We start from the raw sequence: 21326 nt of genomic DNA on the forward strand, positions 1-21326 counted from the left end.
CAGGAGCTATCCGAAGATTTGATCCTGCAAAAGCTGCATGTTATAGGTAAAATTTGTTAATACTGAAAGTGAAAAAGTGTTGGTTAAATGCATATCCCGCATTCTGCTTATCGCATTAACCTTTTACGTTAGTTCTACAACGATTATACGATTGTGTATATAGTTTGTCATCTGCATCGTTTCGGCTAAATGACCAATGATGAGAGGAAGTGCTCCTATGAGCAAAAAGATTATTGTCGTCGGAGGCGGTCTCGGCGGACTATCAGCTGCTATTCGCCTCTCTGTAGATGGGCATCAAGTGACCATATTAGAAAAAAATGAACGCGTTGGCGGCAAATTAAACGTAAGATCAGGGCAAGGCTACACTTTCGATACGGGCCCTTCTATTCTGACGATGCCTTGGGTGCTCGAACAGCTGTTTGAAAGTGCTGGCCGCAATCTAGAGGATTATATGAAGCTGGTTCGTGTTGAACCTCAGTGGAGAACTTTTTTCGAAGATGGGGTAACACTTGATATAACAGGTGACTTCCCTGACCTAATCAAGCAATTCGAACAAATCTCACCGGTTGATGCACAGCAATTCCTCTCTTATTTGGATTATTGTCAGCAAATGTATCAGCTCAACACAAAAAGCTTTTATAACAAGAGCCTTAGTGGCCTGAGCGACCTGCGGCGTCACCACAGTATGAAGGAACTGTTAGCGATGGACCCGATGAAGACCATGCATCAGACGACAAACCGCTTTCTGAAGGACAAGCATTTGCGTCAATTGTTCGATTTTTTCATCATGTATATCGGTTCCTCGCCTTATGCCGCTCCCGCTGTGCTGTCACAATTAATCTATGTACAAATGGGGCTTGGCATCTATTATGTAGAAGGCGGTATGTACCGAATTGCGGAGGGTATGCTTAAGCTGCTTGATGAGCTCGGTGTGGAGGTTCGCACTTCAGCTCCAGTTGCTCAAATAAATACAGTCGGCCAAACCGCAACAGGGGTAACTTTAGAAGATGGCAACGTAATAGAAGCTGATCTGATTGTGTCAAATCTTGAGGCTATTCCAGCGCATCAAACACTGCTGCAGCATCATCCGAAATCGGCCGACCGCGTAAAGGATTTAGCTAAATACGAGCCTACTGTATCAGGACTTGTGCTGCTTCTTGGCGTGGATAAAGTGTATGATCAGCTTCTTCACCATAATTTCTTCTTCTCTGAAGATCCAGATAAAGAGTTCAACGATATATTTGTCGAAGGCAAACCTACAGATGATCCAACAGTGTACATCGGGGTTTCAAGCAAAACGGATCCTGGACAGGCACCGCAGGGCAAAGAAAATCTATTTGTGCTTACTCATGTGCCGCCGCTCAAACCTGGAGAAAGCTTCGAGTTACAGAAGGCGGCTTACAGAGACCTGGTTCTGAATAAGCTCGAACGTATGGGACTAACGGAGCTGAGACAGCATATTGAGTTTGAATATACCTTCACTCCAGATGATATCCAGCACCTTTATGGTTCTAATGGCGGTTCCATCTACGGCATTGTAACGGACCGCAAGCTTAACGGGGGCTTCAAAATTCCAAGCAAAAGCAAGCTGCTCGATAATCTTTATTTCGTTGGCGGATCAACACACCCCGGTGGCGGCGTCCCGATGGTCACTTTATCCGGACAACTCACCGCTGACCTCATTAAAGAGCAATTGAGCATTGCTGCAAAATCCGTCATGTAGGCAGATTCAATTCATATAAAAAACCTCTAATCCGTTATCGCGGATTAGAGGTTTTTATCAATTGATTAATTATTAAATAAGTTCAAGGACCATTCCGCCTAATGCACCGACCACAACAATCATCCAAGGTGGTAGCTTCCAAAAAACAAGCATAATAAACAATACGGCAGCCAGCATAAAATCACCGGACTCTACTATCGCGCTAGTCCAAAGCGGATCATACAGTGCAGCAAGCAATATGCCAACTACAGCGGCGTTAACGCCAACTAATGCACCTTGGATTTTTGAGTTATTTCGCAACACATTCCAAAACGGCAATGTTCCAGCAACAAGAAGAAATGCCGGCAAAAAAATTGCTGTAGTTGCGACAATGGCTCCAGTTAATCCACCAGAGAGAGTACCAAGATAACTAGCGAATGTAAAAAGTGGACCAGGCACAGCCTGCGCAGCGCTATAACCTGCTAAAAAATCCGATTCATTAACCCACCCGGTAAAGACAACTTCATTCTCAAGCAGCGGCAGCACAACATGTCCGCCTCCAAACACCAGTGAGCCTGCACGATAATAGCTATCGAACATCGCAATCCATTCCATATTTCCCCATTGCCTTAGAAATGGCAACACAATTAGAAGCGTGAGAAATATAACGAGGCAGGAGATCGCAAGGGAACGGCTAATTCGAATGTTCAGATCAGGAGTTCCCTCGACTGTTTTCATACGATATAACCATACCCCGATCAATCCAGCTGCAGCAATAATGATTACTTGACTATAGGCCGCTTGCCAATACAACGTTACCGCAGCAGCGATGACTGCTATCGTAGCTCTATTTCGATCCGGTGTTAGTTTCTGCCCCATCCCTAGAATGGCATGAGCAACGATGGCCACCGCTACAATTTTCAATCCATGAATCCAGCCTGTGTTTCCAAGATCAAATCCTTGCAGCAAAAAAGCAAAGGCCACTAATGCTATGATCGATGGCAGTGTGAACCCTAACCAAGCCACTAGTCCGCCCAATAACCCAGCCCTAACTATCCCTATACCGATCCCAACTTGACTGCTGGCTGGTCCGGGTAGAAACTGACATAAAGCAACGAGGTCTGCATAACTACGTTCATCCATCCATTTACGGCGACGAATATACTCATTGTGAAAATAACCCAGATGGGCTATCGGACCCCCAAATGAGGTTAGTCCTAGTTTAGTAGATACAGCTAGTACCTCTACCAAAGATGCGATTGTTCCTCTTTTCAATCCTATAACCTCATTCCATTACTCATGTTATTTACATTGTAAGCTTGCGAATTATTGGCTTACAACCCTTTAACAAATACTTAATAAATGGTTACATAAAAAAAACCACCTCGTAAGGTGGTTTTTAAAATCATTACACATTATTTAGACTCCATCATCGCAGCAAATGTATCTTCTGTTACGACACGCCTTGCTGTTACATAACGTTTTGCGTAATAAGAATCGTTAAGATTTGTAATCGTAACCCCTTTGCTTGTAGAAGAATGAGCAAATTTCCCATCCCCAATGTAAATGCCCGCATGAGAAACGCCTTTGCCGCTTGTGTTGAAGAACACAAGATCACCCACGCGTAGTTCATCTTTATTGACCTCTGTGCCTGTGTCTGATTGCGATTGAGATGTTCTAGGCAGCTTAACATCAAATTGATTAAAGATATGTAGAATAAAACCCGAGCAGTCAAACCCTTTGCTCGTTGTGCCTCCCCATTTATAAGGAGTTCCAACAACCTCGCTAATGGAATTCGTAAGCACTGACTTGTCCGACTTATCTGCAAGCACGCTTCCTCCTCCAGTAAGCAGCAGCAAGCAGGATAACAATAAAATAAAACCCTTCTTCAAAACAACTTCTCCCTTCGGTGCCTACGAGGTTAGCTTATGGGTTCGGTTGAAGATCCCTATGCTTAAAAAAATACATTAAGCAATTCACCCTAGGTGGTTCCCCCGTTTCCGATATACAGAACTCGGCATGTCAATAAACCTTATAGTATCGTTAAATTCGATTGTTTTTACCATAATCCTGCAATTGGTTTATTAGAATACTTTCATTTTTCTTCATTATTATTATTTATTTAGCTGTTCACTACATGATTTTTGTCAAAGGTGCTGATTTTTTTGTAATTAAAATAGATGAATTTCCAATCACATTTTCAAAATATAACGGTTTAAACACAAAAAAAGAGTATCCGTATTTTCATACAGTTACTCTTTCTAGTTAAGCAAGTTTCGCCAAAATATCGACCTTCTGCCAAGAACGTCTCCTCCATCTGTAGAACATCAGTAATGCTCTTATCCATTCATCGATTGAAAAGGCCAGCCATATTCCTACCAACCCCATGTCGAACACAATCCCGAACACGTATGCCAGCGGCACACTAATCCCCCACATGGATACTAACCCGGCAGCAACAGGAAATTTCACATCTCCAGCCGCATTTAGACAACTGATAAGCACCATGTTGCAAGCCCGAGCCGGCTCCAGCATAATCGATAACAACATGAGCTGCTTGCCTAACAATATAATTTCCGCATCATTAGTAAAGAGGCTGAGCAATAGACCTGAGAAGCTATAAATACAAATACCAAGCGCAAGCGAAATGACGAACGCCAGCTTCAAACTTTGAATACTGGATCGATAAGCATCATCCTTCTGATGGGCTCCAATCAGATGTCCAACAATAATTTGCGTTCCTTGACCTATTGCCATTGAAAAAACAAAAACAAAAGAAGTTATGCTCTGCGAATAAATTTTTGTCGTTAACGCTGCCGTACCGATCAGCGTGACTAGATATGTGATTACAACCTGTGAAAGATTATAAGAAACATGCTCACCTGCCGAAGGAATACCTAGTTTAAATATAAGGCCAATATTTTTTCTTTGAAACTTAAATGGACTAATCAAGCCAACCTTATACTCCAAGCTTCGAATACATAAAATCAAATAAGCGATCATCCCTATGGCACGGGTTAGCCACGTGGATGCTGCTACTCCTTCTACGCCTAAATTAGGTAAGCCGAAGGGCTCCATCAGCACCAGATAATTTAAAGTAATATGCAGAACATTTATCCCCAATGCGATGAACATCATTTCTTTCACAATACCGCGGCATCGTAAAATAGTACCTAACGTCATGCTTATTGCTGTGATGAAGACGGAGCTGCCAACAATCGATAGATAGCTGACTCCTTCTGCCATCACATCCTCGGGCACTTTAAAAAGCGCTAAAAACACGTCGGCATAGACAATCAATCCTACGCTAGCTATTAAACCGAGCATAACATTCAAAGTAAGCGCCGTTCTCCCGATTCGATCGGCACCATGCAAGTTGCCTGAGCCGAGCCATTGATTGAGAATGACACTTGTACCCACCGTAACAAATCCAAACATCAAGCCCACTACAACTAAAATCTGATTAGCTATCCCAACCGCTGCCACTGCTCCATCAGAGTAGCTGCTTAGCATCATCGTATCGACCGTTCCAATCAGCATCCCAAATAAAGCTTCAATAAAGATAGGCCATGTTATCGAGATGATGCTCTTTTGGCGCGGGTCAACCTGTTTACTCATTCAAATTCACATTCTTCCTGTTCATGTACTACCCTGCTGTTATCGTCAGACTACTGTTATCATGTATGAGAGTACACCCTATCCAACAAATAGGGGTTGAGAGAATGCGCCAAAACCGCCTTCCAAATAAACTGCCGCCCTTACGTAACCTTCATCACCACGACACTTGTAACTAACGCTATTGAAACGACCGGAAGTCTCGTATAGCACATTTCCGTCTTTGCCGAACAAAGTTGCATATTTGTACATCCGGTCCAATCCTTCACTCGCAAGCAGCTTAAACTCGATCGTCCCATCGGCTGCATGAATCGACTCAAACCCATAGCCTGTGGAAACATAGAAACTTCCGGATTTCATCGCTGAAGTAATACTCTCATTGGTGTTTTGCTCAGCAAGCACCATATTCCAAGTTCGTTTCTCTTGCCCATATACATGAAAATCGTCTCCGCCAAACCCCCATACTTTTCGCCCAGCTGAGAGCAGCGCATCCCATTTGTCAAACGCAATGTCGAACGCTGGATTTCCTTCGCCATTTACGATCTCGATTCCGGTGTAGCAAGGCATCGCGAGCATATCTTCAATCGGCCAATACTGCGAATAATAACGATTCGGATGAACGAGTACGCTCATTCCTCCTTGCTTCGTGCAAAGGTCAGAATACTGCTGATACCGTTCTACCGAAAACTCGTTGGAATAGCTGTCCATCATCGAGCGCGGAGGGTTAATGAGAAGCATATGCCTTTGCGGACTGCTAACCTCCATCGCTTCGAATACGGTCGTGATTGAACGTTTCCCTTCATGAACTGTAATGAAATCGTGGTCGGAAATGCCGAGGAAATCGTATTGCCCATACATCCGGTAAACCGTCTCAAGCGTTTGAGAGCCGCAAGCACTATTTGTCGTATGATTATGGAAGCTCCCTTTCAGCCACATGCCCTCTTGTTTACCATAAGGATTTGAAATGATTACTTGTGTCATTCAATATGTTCCTCCGTTCCTGCCTTATTCTTTGACCGAACCGATCATAACGCCTTTGGCAAAATACTTCTGAATAAATGGATAAATCATAATAATCGGTGTGATGACGATAATAATCGTCGCCATTTTCAGCGAGTTTCCTGTCACCTGAATTTTGTCCAGCATTTCATATTGCGTCGAACCAGCCGCTTGCTCGAGCGTATTTCGAAGCGCATCTGCCCGGGTCAGCATTTCCTGCAGCAATGTCGATAAAGGCCGCAGATTGCTCTCTCGAACATAGAAGGCACCTGTAAACCAATCATTCCAATGCCCCACTGCGTTAAATAACGCGATGACAGCCACAACCGGCCTGCTGAGCGGCATGATCACCTTCATGAAAATTGAAAAATCATTATATCCATCAATTCTTGCAGATTCTTCGAGGCTCGGACTGATCTCTTGGAAGAAAGTCCGCATAATTATTAAATTCCATGCACTATACAAGCCCGGAATGATATAAACCCAGATTGTATTCGTCAAATGCAAGTCTTTCAACAACAAATAGTATGGAATGATGCCGCCGCTAAACAACATGGTAAAAAAAATAAGCATGGTAAAAAATCGAACGCCTGGCATCGCTTTTCTCTTTAATGCGTAAGCTGCCATCGCAGTCAAAAAGACGCTCGCTAATGTCCCGACAATCGTTCGGAACATCGAAATGCCGAATGCACTTACAATATTGGAGGATGAGAAAACTTCCTTATAGTTTTCAATAGACCATAATCTCGGCCACAAATAGATGCCTCCTCTTTCCGCATCTTTGCCTGAATTAAAGGACAAAGCAAAGATGTTCAGAAACGGAAGAATGATAGATAAACATAAAAGAATGATCAATACATAGATGGCAATCTGAATTAATTTTTCTCCTGTAGAAATCTTATAAAATGGTTTATCCACGTTATTTGCACTCCTTCAACATTTGCGAAGCAAAACAGCCTCGGAAGCATGTCCTTAGCGTTAGTGGTCCGTCTCATCGCAGTACATTTCATGTACGAATGAAACAGACCACCAGCAGCTTTAATGATTGTTATAGTTCTACTTTTGTATTTGGATCGCTATCTTTTTTCTCAAGCAATGCTAAGTAATCATCCAAGCCTGCAGCCTTTAATTGTTCAGATGCTGACTCCAATATTTTCGTTACTTGATCCTGGCTTTTAGCATAATAAGCACGTTTGAGGCTCTCGTCATAATTATCAAGTGCAGCTTTTAATTCCGTTTCCTTCGCAAACTCGCCAAGGAAAGCCGTTGGAGCATACGTATCTGAGATTATTGCATTCGCTCTTTTCTTATCCCACTCCCAATACTCAGCAATCTTGAGCGGTCCCTCATTGATATTAGGTTTGGCAGCATTACCGTATTCTGTTTCACCAAAATCCGCTATACGATCAACGTCTGTATTGCCAAGAATTTCGCCCCAATAGTTGCCTACCCCCGCAAACCCAAGCGCTTTCGCGGCTTTCGAATCTTTATCTTTCAATTCCAATACTTCATTTTTCACAATCGGGTTGCCCTTATCATCAAGTGTGTAGTCTCTTCCTTCAATTCCGTATTGCCAGAGCAGCTTGCCTTCGCGGCTCGCCAAGAAGTCAGCGAATTTGACGATATCTTCGGGATTTTTGGTTGAAGATGGAATCGCCCAAGCACCGCCAGCCGTTTTATAGCTAAGCTTCATCTGGTAAGGCTTATCCGCTTCATTTAACGGACCAATCGGCAAGTAATGCATGTCCTTATTAAATTCAAGGTAGTTATGCATATCAGCAATAATCGCGAAGGAGCCGTTCAAAATCCCTTCTGTTGCACGATTTTCTTCCATCGTATAAAACTCAGGATTCATCAGCTTTTCTTTCAGCAGCTTTTGAACAAACGCTACACGCTTGAGCGGGTATTCCGTTTGACTCTCGTGAACAATTTTACCTTCCTTATTCCTTACAAAAGTTTGGTTCACATTTACAGTCAAGTCACTATACAACGCTTTAACTTCTGTTCCGCCCCAGTATCTTGGACCAATAACGCTGGCAATGTCTTTTCCATTGTTGTCTTTGAAATTTCCAGCTTTAATTTTTTGTGCCACCTCATACAACTTCTCGGAAGTTGTAATCGTTTTTGGATCGATATTAAGCGCTTCGGCAATATCCTTGCGAATAAATGGTCCGCCTAACATTTTCCGCGTTTCATAGCCTGTTTCTCTCGAAACATTCATGTGCATGAAATAAGCTGAGCCGTTAAACTCTGGACGGAACATGACACCGTTTTTCGTATCAAGCGGCAGATAGCCATCTTCTAGATACTTGCTGTATACTTTCGTATCCTTCATAAACGGAGTCAGATCTGTGAACATCCCTTCGCGCGCAGCTTTTAGTACAACCGGCATTTCTGGTCGACCGCTATGATTCAAATAAAATCCGATAAAGTCAGGCAAGTCACCCGAAGCAAGTCCAGCAATTAAGCCGTCAAGCGAACGATTGGCTGGCATTATATTAATTTGATAATCAATTCCCGTTTTCTCTTTAATTTGTTTTAATACTTCCGGGTTCATCTCTTCCGTATAATCGTCTGCCCCCATAAAGATTAAGCCTTTAATTTTGCGGTCGGCAATCCAAGTCGCAGGTTTATCTTTGTTATCTTTGACGCCTTCCTGCTTGTTCCCTGAATTTGTTGAATTTGTTTCTTTGGCCGCGCAGCCAGTAATTAACAAGGAAGCTATAATCGGAACCGTCAACATTCTTGCCCAATTTTTGTTTTTAAACATGATATCTCCATTCCTACCTTCTCTTTTTAATTTATATGGAAAAACGCGGTTAAGCGTCTCTCTTCAAGGAAAAATGCTTCTATCGAACAAGTTACCAAACCGAAGTGCCGGACACTTTTCGTGCGAAACGATTGGCAGTGACTACAAGAACTAAAGCGATAACACCTTGCATCATACCGACTGCCGTTGCATATCCGTATTGGCCTTGCTGCAAGCCCACGCGAATCACATACGTATCCAGAATATCTACCAGATCACTGTTTCCTGGCATCTTGAGCAAATATAGCTGGTCGAATCCCGCTGACAAAATGCTTCCAAGCGATAGAATAAACACGATGAGAATGGTCGGACGAATCGACGGAAGGGTTATATGCCATATTTCCGCCCATTTGCTTGCCCCGTCAATTTTGGCCGCTTCATACATGTCTTGATTAATTCCAGCGATGGCTGCCAAATAAATAATGGAATCCCAACCGATTGTTTTCCATATGTGGCTGCCGAACATGATTTGATAAAAATATTTGGCTTCATTCATAAAGAATGTGCTGCCGTCTCCCCCAAAATAGGTGATCGCTTCATTAAGCAAGCCAGTATCCGGCGCCAATGTTCTTTGTACTAAACCAATAACGATGACCCATGACATAAAATGCGGTAAATACGAAATACTCTGGGCGATGTTTTTAAAGGCACGGTTTTTAATTTCATTGAACATTAGCGCAAGTAAAATCGGGAACGGCAAACCGAGAAATAACTTCATTGAGCTGATGATAAGTGTGTTTTTGATCAGCGTCATACTTTGAACATCGTTGAAAAACTTTGCGAAATATTCGAAGCCGACCCACGGACTCTCAAGTATGGTTTGATTAAATTTGAATTCCTTAAACGCTAGAAGCAATCCGCCCATTGGGATATAGGAAAAAATAATGAAGGACGCTAGACAAGGCAGAAGCATGAAGTACAAATAGCGGTATAACCATATTTTTTTCAACAAATAAACAAAACGCTGTTTTTTTCGATTTCCAGCTGGTACTATAGCCACTTTGGTTTGCAATGAGGGCTTCTCCCTTCGTTATCATTTTTGAATTAATCTGTTTCCAACTTTAATTGTTTCAGCAGATTAACCTCGTTTGTCGTTATTTCATCGACACCTAAATGAATCATCTCGATAAGAGATTCCCTATCATCAACGGTATAGACCCACACTGCCAAACCCAGCCTATGTGCATATTCCACCAATTCGCTGCGGCAAGTTCGGTAATTCAGGTTTAAGCCGTAATATCCGCCTACATTTGCCCATTCGCAAACGATTCGTGCCCATCCGATATAGTCAAGTTCCTCTTGTTCAGTAAGTACATCCGGCGTGTTATAAAGAACCTTAATTCCCCGGTGGCGGTTCGTAATTTCGTCCGAGCACCCTGTAATGAATACAAGCTCCTCCATTTCAAAATTCCTGATGCTCTTAATCGCTGGTTCAATTACCGCTTCTGTTTTGATATCCAAATTGAGCTTTATGCCGTATTCTCTTGCCAAGCCTAGAACTTCATCGAGTGTAGTAATGGTGTGGCTTTCGTAAACTTGGCTGAGCCTTACGCGATTTTCCGGCCGATTCAATTGCTCGAATGTCAATTCGGCAAGCAGCGGGTTATGGTCATGCAGCAATACCACCTCACCGTCCTCTGTCACCCTAAGATCAACTTCTGCCACGTCTGCACGCATAGCTATGCTCTCCAGAAAGGAAGCCCTTGTGTTATCCGGTGCAGCACCGCTCCCTGTATGGGCACAAATGAGCGGAAAAGCTCGACAAGTCATAAACCATTCTCCTATTCTTCTAATTTCAAAATTTCTCTAATGAGTAATTAATGAAGCACTTATTACTGTTGTTGTGATATTTATAGTGTAGTTAAAGATTGTTATCGTGGTATTTTCGTAATAATAAGGTATCATTAAGCCCGATGTTGTTGTTTGTTGTATGATTGTTCGATTTCAAGCCGAAAATCCAGCCGTTCCTATTATTTTAAGCTAATCATTTTCGCAAAATAAAAAAGAAGAACCGGAGCTGCGTCCGATTCTTCTCGCTTAATTCATTTGACTTGCGTTAATCCAAGTAATTCCTTTTATTTCGAGCTCTTGTGCCCATGCTTCAGGATGATCCTTCTCACATACGACAACATCAATCGCTTCTAAAGGTGCAATATGGCAAAATGCCTGTATACTAATCTTGCTGTGATCCGCTAACACGATCACTTCCTTCGCCTTCAATATAATCATTCTTGAAATGACGGAATCATTCATATCGTAATCGCTAATTCCTGTCTCGATTGAAATACCGCCTACGGAAACAAAAGCTCTATCCACGTAAAAGTTTTTAAGTATTTCCTGTGATATATGACCGCTGACCGATTGCTGCTCTGGCGAGATTTCGCCTCCCAAAATAATGACTCGTCCATTAAACAGTCCTTGCGTTAATGATTCCGTTAGAAGATTCGCTACCGTTAAGGAGTTGGTAATAACCGTTATCCTTTTTTTGCCTCGCAGAGCTCTTGCCATTTCATGAATCGTTGTTCCGGTATCCATATAAATCGTGTTCCCATCATTGATCAGATCTACCGCTCGCTGCCCAATCACCTGTTTAGCTTCAAGATTGAGAATTTGACGCTGCTGATAGGGTGGCTCGCCTTTCTCATATTGCACCTTTACAGCTCCGCCATATACACGTTTAAGTTTTCCTTCCTCCTCCAGCACAAACAGATCACGTCTAATCGTTTCAAGAGAAACCTGAAGCTGTTCTGCTAACGAAATGACCTGCACCTTCCCGAAGGTATCCAGCTGAACGAGAATATACTGCTTTCGATCTTCTGATAAAAGAGACATTCAAAGATCACTCCATTTCTAGCCTTAAGCTATTATTCACAAAGGAAAACCGTTTTTTAAAATCAAATGAAATGGTAAACGAATCATATTTTCCTGTTAAATAGCGATAATCCGGATAGGTCAAAGATTCGCTTTGCCCTAACATTTCCACCCAAGGTGAATAGGTTTGAAAACAAATATGATTGTCGTTCTCGTTAAATTGAGCCAATCTCATCCAACCATTGCCGCCGCGGTAGCTGTCTTGATAATTGATTAGCAGCTGTATAACCTCGTGATCTGAATTATTTTGCCTAATTTGATGAAAATTGCCGTTATAATGCCCATTAGCCGTCATGAATACTTGGTTATAGGGTGCAACCAGCTCATCCCATATGATTTTCCCGTTTTCCGATTCATGTGAAATTAGATTGTGACTATCACCCGTTGTATACAAAATATCATGCGAAACAAGAATAGTTGGCATGTCGCTATGCTCTTCAAGCACTATTTTACACCATGCCAAGTCCTTCATTAGATGCTGCATATCTACCATTAACCATAAATAATGATAGCTTCCAGCCTGTACAATGGCAAATGAACTATATCTTGATGGTGAACAGCCCTTATAATAATCTTTGCTGAGAAAACGTTCTGGGCCAAAATAATTCAAATAAGTATCTTCTTCATTATAGTCATGATTTCCAGCTGTCATCAAATACGGAGTACGTGACTGATCCATAGCAGAGATTGCACTTGAGGAACGTTCCCACTCCTCTATGGCATCACTATGATCAACAATATCACCTACATAAGCAGTCATAGCAATTTTGCTGTTCAACTCATTATTTACAATCCAATCAACCTGTGCTTCAAACATTTCCGGATTTAAGTAGACCAGCTTCTGAGCATCTGGAATAAAAGCGAAATTGTAATTGGTTTCCTGCTGCAAAAGTAAAACATGCTCATTCGTACCTTGAAGAACTTGCTGTGGACTAATATTTTGCAACCAGTCTGCCCTGTCCAGAGGCTCATTAGCAATACGGATTTCTCGAATGGTTCCGGAAAATAATTGATCCAATTGACCGCCCCACTCCGAAGCTCCAATATTCCATCCTTTACCTTCAACGCCAGAAACGCCGACAATTGATTTGGAAGGACTGCTGTAATCACAAATTCCGTTCACATACATAAGCGTTTGTTCCCTATCGTTCACAATTGCGATATGATGCCATTGTCCTGGATTCAAATAACGCGACCAGCTCGTTACCGAGGATGACCGATTCGTTGGATGACATATCCACTGGTATTCCTTGCAGTTCGAAACAGACAATGTCGCGAGCAGTTCATTTTCTCCCGAGTTGCCGATATCAACGCCCCTGCCCTGTCTCGTAAGCACCCCCATCCAGCTATGTTTATCCTCATTAAATGGCTCAGGCAATTGAACGATTGCTTCTATCGTGTATCCATGTTCTAATCGGTCAAGGTTAATAGGAGCATTCTCCACCGTTTGAAAATAACTACCGCTTCCTTTATTGCATCGATCATTTTGAAAAGTTAATCCCGCTTCCTCACGGTTTCCTGCCAGCCAACCAAGCAGAACCTTATCAGGCTGCTCCAACACATCCTGCGTCGTAATCATCTTAATATGATTCCCGCTGCCACTTACATCGTTTAGGACCAAATTCCTTTCCTCTATCGAACCAGACAATGTGTTCACGGAATCAAATATCCAATGAGTCAACACATTTACAGGTTGCTGCCTCTGCGGAATGTGCATAACACGTCCTTGCTCCATAGTGCTCAACCATCCTTCTCTACATTAAGATCGTTTATTTGTCGTTCCTTGTCCATGAAATAGTCCCTTACTTCACCCCAGTTATGCACCCGAACATACCCGGTCTTATGAATATTGTGCGGAGCATCGTAAAGAATGCCTTGACCTCGAAAGCGTTCAAGCTGCTTTACATTGTCATCAATCAAATAATCAGCGTGAATGACACTCTTATTTCCGCAAAACACAAAATTCATATTGTTCAGAAAACTAAAGTGCTCGAGTAACCACTCGTACTTGGCTTTAAATGATGCCGGAACCTCCATCGCAGCAGTCGTAATATAAATCTCATAAAATTGACTGAGCTCGCGTATGACTTCTTGGCTATGTTCAATAACTTTTAGTTCACGAAAAAAAACTTCATTGTCAAAACAACGGTCTATTTCTTTTTTTAGTTGAGGCCTCAATTGCGACAAGGTTGTTCCATGCAAATCCGTAATCAGCAGGTTATCGTTAAAATCCCTGTTGTACCATTCCAAATGCGCACCCGCAGTATCCGCCATTACCTCATCCATATCAATCGCTATGCGTTTCAATGCAATCTCTCCTTGTTCAAAGCATTTAATTGTTCAACAAAACAAAACGAATCGGTAACAAACAGTCTACATACCACAATTATAGGCACGAATTGTTTTCACCATCTCAAATACATATTAACTTACTGTAAATCTAATGGCGTGGAAAGCAGCTAAAAAAATCAACTCGATATATAAAAAAAGACCATCCCGAGGGATGGTCTTTAATCATAATGAACCTGTTAAATCTTATTAAAAAGCTTATGCGTTGCTATACTTTGCCTGAATATAGCCTTCTGCTTTAAGAAGCTCGGCAATCAGTACAGCACCGCCCGCAGCTCCACGTATTGTATTATGAGATAGTCCTACAAATTTATAATCGTATACAGAGTCTTCACGCAATCTTCCCGCTGAAACGCCCATGCCCTGTTCAATGTCACGATCTAGTCTCGTTTGCGGTCTGTTCTCTTCCTCAAAATACGTAATAAACTGTTTCGGTGCGCTTGGCAAGCCAAGCTCCTGCGGACGACCTTTGAATTGCTGCCAACGATCGAGAATTTCTTCTTTCGAAGGTTTGTTTTCGAATGATACAAATACAGTTGCCAAATGTCCGTCTAATACGGGAACTCGGATACACTGTGTAGAAATTAAAGGTGCGTTCGCTTTTACGATTTCATTATTTTCGATGCTGCCCCAAATGCGTAGAGGCTCCTGCTCGCTCTTTTCTTCCTCGCCGCCAATATAAGGTATAACGTTGTCTAACATTTCAGGCCAATCGGTAAAGTTTTTGCCTGCGCCAGAAATCGCCTGATACGTCGATGCAATGACAACTTGAGGTTTGAAATCAAGCAGTGCATGAAGTGCAGGTACATAGCTCTGAATGGAACAGTTGGGCTTAACAGCAATAAATCCAGTTTCTGTTCCAAGTCGCTTTCTCTGTGCTGCAATGACTTCCAAATGACCAGGATTAATCTCTGGAATGACCATAGGAATATCAGGCGTCCAGCGGTGAGCTGAATTGTTGGATACAACAGGCGTGCCTGTTTTTGCATAAGCTTCTTCCAACGCTTTGATTTCATCTTTTTTCATATCGACTGCACAAAAAACAAAATCGACCTGATTAGCAACTTCCTCTACTTTCGAAGCATCCAGAACGACAATATTTTTTACAGCTTCAGGAATAGGGCTGGTGAGCTTCCATCTGCCTTGTACTGACTGCTCGTAAGTTTTACCTGCCGAGCTGGCGCTAGCTGCAATAGCTGTAACCTCAAACCAAGGATGCTGATCCAGCAGGTCAACAAACCGCTGGCCCACCATGCCTGTTCCTCCAACAATACCTACTTTTAATTTTTGTGTCATTAGATATTCAATCCTTTCTATATCGCTTAATCATTCTGCTACTAACGATTCGAATATTTTAAATTGTTATACCTTATATACAATGTACGTTGAGTAAGCTTTGCACCAATAAAAAAAATCCCACCCCCAAGACTATGGTAAGTCTTAGGGACGAGATTAATATGCTCGTGGTACCACCCCAGATTCGTCAATATGTCGCCATATTAACCTCTTCAAGTACGGCTATGCAAGCGCATGCTTATACTCTAGCTCTGTAACAGGAGCTCCTGTCACACCATCCCCGTAACCCGGTTCCGATGTGCTGCTCTAAGTCTTTGTTCAATAAGGAACTCTTACTCCTTTTCAGCTAACGGAGCTCTCTGTGAAAGAATTCATTTATTTACTCATCTCTTCATCGCATTTGAATGTTGCGATTATATTATCAAAAATCTGTTCTAACGTAAACAACAATTTTTGAAAAGTAGAAAAAATTACACATTTAAGTAACTGTGCTCCGTTTAACACAAGTCCTCGAGATGCTGTTTTTTGCCCAAAATGGTGCAATGCTCTCTTCAAATAATCTTTTCATGAAGCTAGAAAACTGTTATTTTTTGAGCAGTAAATAAACAAAATACGGGCCGCCGATCAATGAAACCATGATACCGGCAGGTATACCGTCAGGATCGACGATATTGCGGCCAATTGTGTCCGCCACTAACAGCAGTAATCCGCCGAGCAAAACAGCGACAGGAATGAACAGCTGATTGCGTGGACCAACCAATGCTTTCGCAATATGCGGTGCCATCAATCCAACAAAGGCAATTCCTCCTGTAACCGATACCGCTGACGCAGATGCGGCAACCGCGGTTAGAATCAACACGAGACGTTCCCGTTCAAGCTTTAGACCGACACCAACCGCTGTTTCTTCGTTCAATGAAAGAAGATTGAGCCGATGTGACTTATACAAGGTGAACGGAATGAGTAAGCACAGCCATGGAAGCAAAGCCCAGATGAACGGCCAATCCGCCCCCCATATATTACCTGCAATCCATTTTGCGATAAAATCTACCTTCGAGCGTTCTGCTGAGGAAATAATGACGATCATTATCCCCGACAGCGCCATTGAGAAACCGACACCGACGAGTACCAGTCGAATGGGATCAAGCCCGCGTGTTCGGCTGTACGAGAAAAAATAGATTAGAGCCGCTGTGAGCAATGCGCCAAGGAAAGCGACTAACGGCAAAATATAAACGAATGTTCCTACATCGATCGGAAAGTAGAGAAAAAATATCGCAATCGCCACGCCTGCTCCAGAATTGATGCCGATTATTCCAGGATCTGCGAGATCGTTGCGAGTGACGCTTTGCAATATAGAGCCGGCCAGTGCAAGAGCCATACCCGACAGCAAGGTGATCAAAATCCTCGGCAAACGTACGGAGAACAAGACAAAATCCTCTTTGAAGGTGCCATGGCCAAGCAGCACAGGAAGCAGTCTGTCAAACGACAGCTTAGAGTACCCTACTCCCATGCTGATGACAGCCGTAACAACAATCAGTACTAAACTGGCTAGCAGGATAAAGCGTTGTTTGCGAATGAGAGCTGACAATGTCATGAGAATGCTTTCCCTCCTCTACGCACGACGAATAAGAAGAAAGGCAAACCCAGCATAGCAACTATAGCTGCTACAGGCGTCTCATAAGGTGCGTTAATCGTCCGGCTCAGCATATCAGCAAGCAGCATGAAGATTGCTCCTGCAAAAGCGGAGAAGGTCATGACATGCCGATAATCGGTACCTACGAACCTACGCACGATATGCGGAATCATCAAACCTACAAAGGCCATATTGCCAACAAGCGCAACCGAAGCGCCAGTAAGTACAATTACTAGAACGAACAAAATCGCTTTGATCATCATCAGCTTTTGTCCAAGCCCCGTCGCTACCTCATCACTCAGACTCAGTATGCCTACTTGGTTCGAGAGAACCAAAGCTGCCGCAATGCCAATAAGAATGACCGGTGCAATGGCTTGAAGCTGCCACCAGGTTGTTCCGATCAATCCTCCAGCAGTCCACATCGTTACATCCTTGGAAATTTTGAAAAAGATGCTGACGCCATCTGAGATCGCGTACAAAAAAGCTGAAACGGCTGCTCCAGCAAGTATAATTCGCATCGGAGACAATCTTCCTCGCCGAGTCGCGCCAAGAGCCATGACCAGCGCTGCTCCAAGAGCAGCTCCGAGGAAACAAGCAAGCATGATGCCGAAATAATTCAGCCCCGGTATGAATACAAAAGCCAGCGCGAGCGCCATGTTGGCGCCGGAAGTAAGACCTAGCAAGCCTGGATCTGCAAGTGGATTGCGCGTGACCCCTTGCATAATAGCGCCGGATACGGCAAAAGCAGCACCGATCAATATCGCCGCTATTGCACGAGGCAGCCGGATCTCGCGAAGGACGAGAATATTATCGTCCTTCACGTTTGATGTGATAGCCAGCCACAGCTCGCGAAATGTCGTATCCGCTGCTCCGAATTTCATGGATAGAAAGAAGCTCAGAACAAGCATGAGTAAGCAGCCTATGAGCTTATATGAAATTAAAACAGATTGTCGTTTACTTTTCATTGGACTCTCTTCTTTACTTTATTTTCCTAGAAAATTTTGAATGAAAAATTCTAATTGATATTCCATGCTAAGCGGGTCATTAAAGTAGAACGCTTTGGCATCCGCTTCAAAAACGTGTTGGTTTTTGACAGCAGCAATATTTTTGTACGTCTCAGTGTCTTGGAACGTATTGTCTTCATCTGCGTTTTTGCTGAAAATGACATAATCCCCACTGTAGTCCTTCAGAACTTCCGTTGAAACTGCGAAAAATCCTTCTGCTTTCGTCGCTTCTTTAACTTTCTCAGGCATGCCTAGCCCGAATTGTTGATAGAGGATTTCAGTTCCGCGACCGAAATTGTCACCATAAACATAAAGCTGCTTATTGAATGTCTCGATTACCGAAACCGTCGCATCCGCACCGATTTTTGCTTTGATTTCTTCGCCAACTTTTTTCGTACGCGCGTTAAAATCATCGACCCAGTTTTTGGCTTCCTGCTCCTTATTCAACAGCTTGCCAATTTCAATCTGTTGCGTTAAGAAATCTACTTTGCCGTAAGTATAAGTAACTGTAGGAGCGATTTGCTTAAGCTTGTCAATGTTTTTAATATCGGATAGTCCTATAATAAGATCTGGATTCAACTCGATAATTTTCTCAAGACTTTCATCTGTAACTGCTTCTGTATTCGCTAGCTTTTCTTTAAAGTTTGGGTTATCCTTGGACATTTCATCCACGCCGACAAGCGGTACACCTAACGCCATAACGTTACCTGTTAAGAACCTTGTAATTACAATGACGCGTTGTGGATTGCTCGGAACTTCCACAGGGCCATTTTCTGATTGATAAGTAAAGGTGCCCGAATCTGAGGTTGTTGATGGTGACGCCTCATTTTTCGGTGCATCCGTGGATGATACTTCAGGTGTGCTGCTTGCATTATTGTTTTGATTGCCGCCGCAAGCGCTCAGAATAAGAACTAAAGATAGAACGAACGGAACAAAAAGCTTTTTCATAAGATGACTCTCTCCCTTTTCTTTTGCTATCATGTATAGGCATTGAAAATAATTATCATTTTCATTACCATAACGTTATTATAGGGATGCATTATGCTCTGATCCATGCCTTTTTGTTGGGAAATTAACTTGGACTATTAGTTGCTTGTGAATAAAGATACAGCGCGTTGAAGCTGCAAACGAATTGAAACGGGATTGTATGGAATCCATTCATCATGGCTGAGCAGATGTACATTACCTTGCTGTACGGCAGGAAGCTGACTCCAATAATTAGATTTGAATATTACATCTGAATGAGCAGTTGATCCTTTCGCATCAGGAAAAACGATAACTAATATTCGATCACCAGCATATTGTGTAAGCTCCGATATCTTAATCGGAATGGAATGAAATTTATCGCCAAGCTTGTCCATATCCTCCTTGATCCGTGCAGGAGGCTGTAATCCGAGCGATTGATAAACCACACATCCGACATTGCGCGCTCCATAAACGAGCAAATGTTCAGGCTTAATGACGAGAATCGTTATAATTTCTTGCGCGGCTCTGCTTTGCTGCACCAAGGAATGCGCGTGCTGTTCCTCTCTCTGATACTCTGTTAGCCACTGCTCCGCTCTATCTCTTCTCTGTATAACTTGAGCGATAAGACGAAGATGCTCTTTCCAGCCTAAATCCATCCACGATATTTCCACAATAGGGGCAACTGCCCGTAATTGTTCTACATTGAGTCCATACTCATCCAAATGCTGATTTGCCGCAATAATCAGCTCAATGTTGTTTTCGAGCAATAGCGATTTCACTTGTTCTGCCGAACAGTCAGCGTTTATAAACATCATGGTTTGAGGCGATTGAAGTCCGGACGTATTCAAATATTCACTGCTGTCCGAGATGATTACCGTCGGCTCCAAACCAAGTAAAAGCAGATGGCTCGCATAGGGTGTCAGCAATACAGCCACTCTCTGGAAAGTGCCTCGGTTGTACGCCGAAGGTGCTGCCCCCGTTTCCTGTTTAAAACGCCGGCTGAGATAAAATTCATCCTTGTACCCAACCTTCAGAGCAATTTCCCTGAGCGTGCCCGAACCGCTAATCAATAGCTCCTTGGCACGATGCACACGAAGGCGCGATAAGTAATCGCTAGGCGAAAACCCGGTTAATTGCTTAAAGAGAATGGAGTAGTGGGACCGACTTACACCTGCAATTTCTGCTAATTGCTCACGCGTTATCTTTTCACTAAAGTGGCTCTCTAAGTAAGCAATGCTGCGTTCCATAGATGGTTTTTCGCTTGAAGCAAACTTAGCCTCTTGCCCCTCTAGCAATTGGAGAATAATTTGATGAAACACAATTTGATTTTGTACATGGCGGATTTCATTTCCTGGCAATCGGTGAATATATAGCTCCTCCACAGATGCTGTAATCGCAGGTTCATTAGGAAAAAAATGTACACTAGAATTTGATGCTGCCTCACTCTTTCTCATCATTGTGCCTGATGACTGAGAATTCGCCTGCTCTCGGGTATTTATAGCAAGCTTGTACATATGAAGAGGATGCATCATATTTGCACTCAGTACTGCCTCTGTGTTCGCTGGAACGAGGATAACGCTGCCATCCATCAACTCGTAGAGCTGATCCTTGATCCGAAGGCTGCCTTTGCCGCTAACAATTGCAATCAGCACCGTTAAGCTCTCGTTTATTTCATACATTGGGCGATTCGTTGTACTATAAATCGAATCAATACTCTCAGCCGTATATAATGGAAAGTGGGATTCTGCCCACTCCGAGTCAACATTTTTTTTCACAAATAAAGCCTCCAATAGTAAAAGTGAACACTTGCAGCGTATTCAGACCATACAAATGAGATGATAATGAAAGTCCTGATTATATTGTACAACCATAAGGATAATATCATCTACACTGCGGTTTGGAAACTAGAGGCACTTAATTATAAACGCAAAATAACCTCCATTCGTATGGAGGATTTTGGCTGCAAAAGCGCGCACTTCAACGATCGCTTTCTAATCACACTTTATGATGCTAATATGAATAATGAAATCAATCATAGTAAGTACAAGCTTACATGTACTATAGTATACAAAAATACTGTAAGGT

Annotated in this window: 17 protein-coding genes, 1 riboswitch and 1 other annotated feature; of the genes, 1 reads left to right on the plus strand and 16 read right to left on the minus strand. The window is 42.7% G+C overall.

The annotated features are described in order from the left end of the window. Nucleotides 1-217: 217 nt before the first annotated feature. Complete coding sequence (locus AC1DOV_RS06210; RefSeq protein WP_477549449.1) at nt 218-1723, plus strand: phytoene desaturase family protein; 1506 nt, start codon at nt 218-220, stop codon at nt 1721-1723. Nucleotides 1724-1795: 72 nt separating this feature from the next. Here the strand turns inward: AC1DOV_RS06210 and AC1DOV_RS06215 are convergent, their stop codons facing one another. The 16 genes from AC1DOV_RS06215 to AC1DOV_RS06290 all read right to left on the minus strand — a co-directional run bounded on the left by AC1DOV_RS06215 (nt 1796) and on the right by AC1DOV_RS06290 (nt 21016). Further along, nucleotides 1796-2983 (minus strand): chromate transporter, encoded by a 1188-nt coding sequence (locus AC1DOV_RS06215; RefSeq protein ID WP_477549601.1) that lies wholly within the window; start codon nt 2981-2983, stop codon nt 1796-1798. Between the two features lie 134 nt (nt 2984-3117). Then, nucleotides 3118-3594, minus strand: a complete 477-nt coding sequence (locus tag AC1DOV_RS06220; protein ID WP_339202917.1) for a C40 family peptidase — start codon at nt 3592-3594, stop codon at nt 3118-3120. 3 nt (nt 3595-3597) lie between these two features. After that, nucleotides 3598-3732: riboswitch (cyclic di-AMP (ydaO/yuaA leader) on the minus strand. Between the two features lie 235 nt (nt 3733-3967). Continuing rightward, nucleotides 3968-5320 (minus strand): MATE family efflux transporter, encoded by a 1353-nt coding sequence (locus AC1DOV_RS06225; protein WP_477549450.1) that lies wholly within the window; start codon nt 5318-5320, stop codon nt 3968-3970. A 78-nt stretch (nt 5321-5398) separates the two neighbouring features. Continuing rightward, a complete protein-coding gene (locus AC1DOV_RS06230) occupies nt 5399-6298 on the minus strand; it encodes a CehA/McbA family metallohydrolase domain-containing protein (protein ID WP_441875190.1) in 900 nt (299 codons plus the stop codon). Between the two features lie 24 nt (nt 6299-6322). Further along, nucleotides 6323-7234, minus strand: coding sequence for a carbohydrate ABC transporter permease (locus AC1DOV_RS06235; RefSeq protein WP_372238946.1), 912 nt, complete (start codon nt 7232-7234; stop codon nt 6323-6325). Between the two features lie 130 nt (nt 7235-7364). Then, the gene (locus AC1DOV_RS06240) at nt 7365-9086 is read right to left on the minus strand and encodes an extracellular solute-binding protein (protein ID WP_477549451.1); all 1722 of its coding nucleotides are present in this window, start codon (nt 9084-9086) and stop codon (nt 7365-7367) included. 91 nt (nt 9087-9177) lie between these two features. After that, nucleotides 9178-10119, minus strand: a complete 942-nt coding sequence (locus AC1DOV_RS06245; RefSeq protein ID WP_477549602.1) for an ABC transporter permease — start codon at nt 10117-10119, stop codon at nt 9178-9180. A 50-nt stretch (nt 10120-10169) separates the two neighbouring features. Beyond that, a complete protein-coding gene (locus tag AC1DOV_RS06250; protein WP_477549452.1) occupies nt 10170-10895 on the minus strand; it encodes a glycerophosphodiester phosphodiesterase in 726 nt (241 codons plus the stop codon). Nucleotides 10896-11162: 267 nt separating this feature from the next. Continuing rightward, nucleotides 11163-11957, minus strand: a complete 795-nt coding sequence (locus AC1DOV_RS06255) for a DeoR/GlpR family DNA-binding transcription regulator (RefSeq protein WP_076265654.1) — start codon at nt 11955-11957, stop codon at nt 11163-11165. A 7-nt stretch (nt 11958-11964) separates the two neighbouring features. Continuing rightward, entirely contained in the window at nt 11965-13731 is a 1767-nt protein-coding gene (locus AC1DOV_RS06260; protein WP_477549453.1) for a LamG-like jellyroll fold domain-containing protein, read from the minus strand. A gap of 5 nt (nt 13732-13736) precedes the next feature. Next, nucleotides 13737-14303 carry a 5' nucleotidase, NT5C type gene (locus tag AC1DOV_RS06265; RefSeq protein ID WP_477549454.1) on the minus strand — a complete coding sequence of 189 codons (567 nt, stop codon included), beginning with the start codon at nt 14301-14303 and terminating at the stop codon, nt 13737-13739. A 240-nt stretch (nt 14304-14543) separates the two neighbouring features. Next, complete coding sequence (gene asd / locus AC1DOV_RS06270) at nt 14544-15641, minus strand: aspartate-semialdehyde dehydrogenase (protein WP_441875172.1); 1098 nt, start codon at nt 15639-15641, stop codon at nt 14544-14546. Nucleotides 15642-15784: 143 nt separating this feature from the next. After that, nucleotides 15785-16045: a binding site (T-box leader), on the minus strand. A 179-nt stretch (nt 16046-16224) separates the two neighbouring features. Beyond that, on the minus strand, nt 16225-17232 hold the full coding sequence (locus AC1DOV_RS06275; protein WP_441875169.1) for a FecCD family ABC transporter permease: 1008 nt from the start codon (nt 17230-17232) through the stop codon (nt 16225-16227). Continuing rightward, nucleotides 17229-18236 carry a FecCD family ABC transporter permease gene (locus AC1DOV_RS06280; protein WP_441875166.1) on the minus strand — a complete coding sequence of 336 codons (1008 nt, stop codon included), beginning with the start codon at nt 18234-18236 and terminating at the stop codon, nt 17229-17231. Before AC1DOV_RS06280 ends, AC1DOV_RS06275 begins: the two co-directional genes overlap by 4 nt. An 18-nt stretch (nt 18237-18254) precedes the next feature. Further along, nucleotides 18255-19223, minus strand: a complete 969-nt coding sequence (locus tag AC1DOV_RS06285; RefSeq protein ID WP_441875163.1) for an iron-hydroxamate ABC transporter substrate-binding protein — start codon at nt 19221-19223, stop codon at nt 18255-18257. 137 nt (nt 19224-19360) lie between these two features. Next, the gene (locus tag AC1DOV_RS06290; RefSeq protein WP_441875160.1) at nt 19361-21016 is read right to left on the minus strand and encodes a helix-turn-helix domain-containing protein; all 1656 of its coding nucleotides are present in this window, start codon (nt 21014-21016) and stop codon (nt 19361-19363) included. Nucleotides 21017-21326 lie beyond the last annotated feature (310 nt).

Source organism: Paenibacillus sp. 01T47, assembly GCF_056398245.1.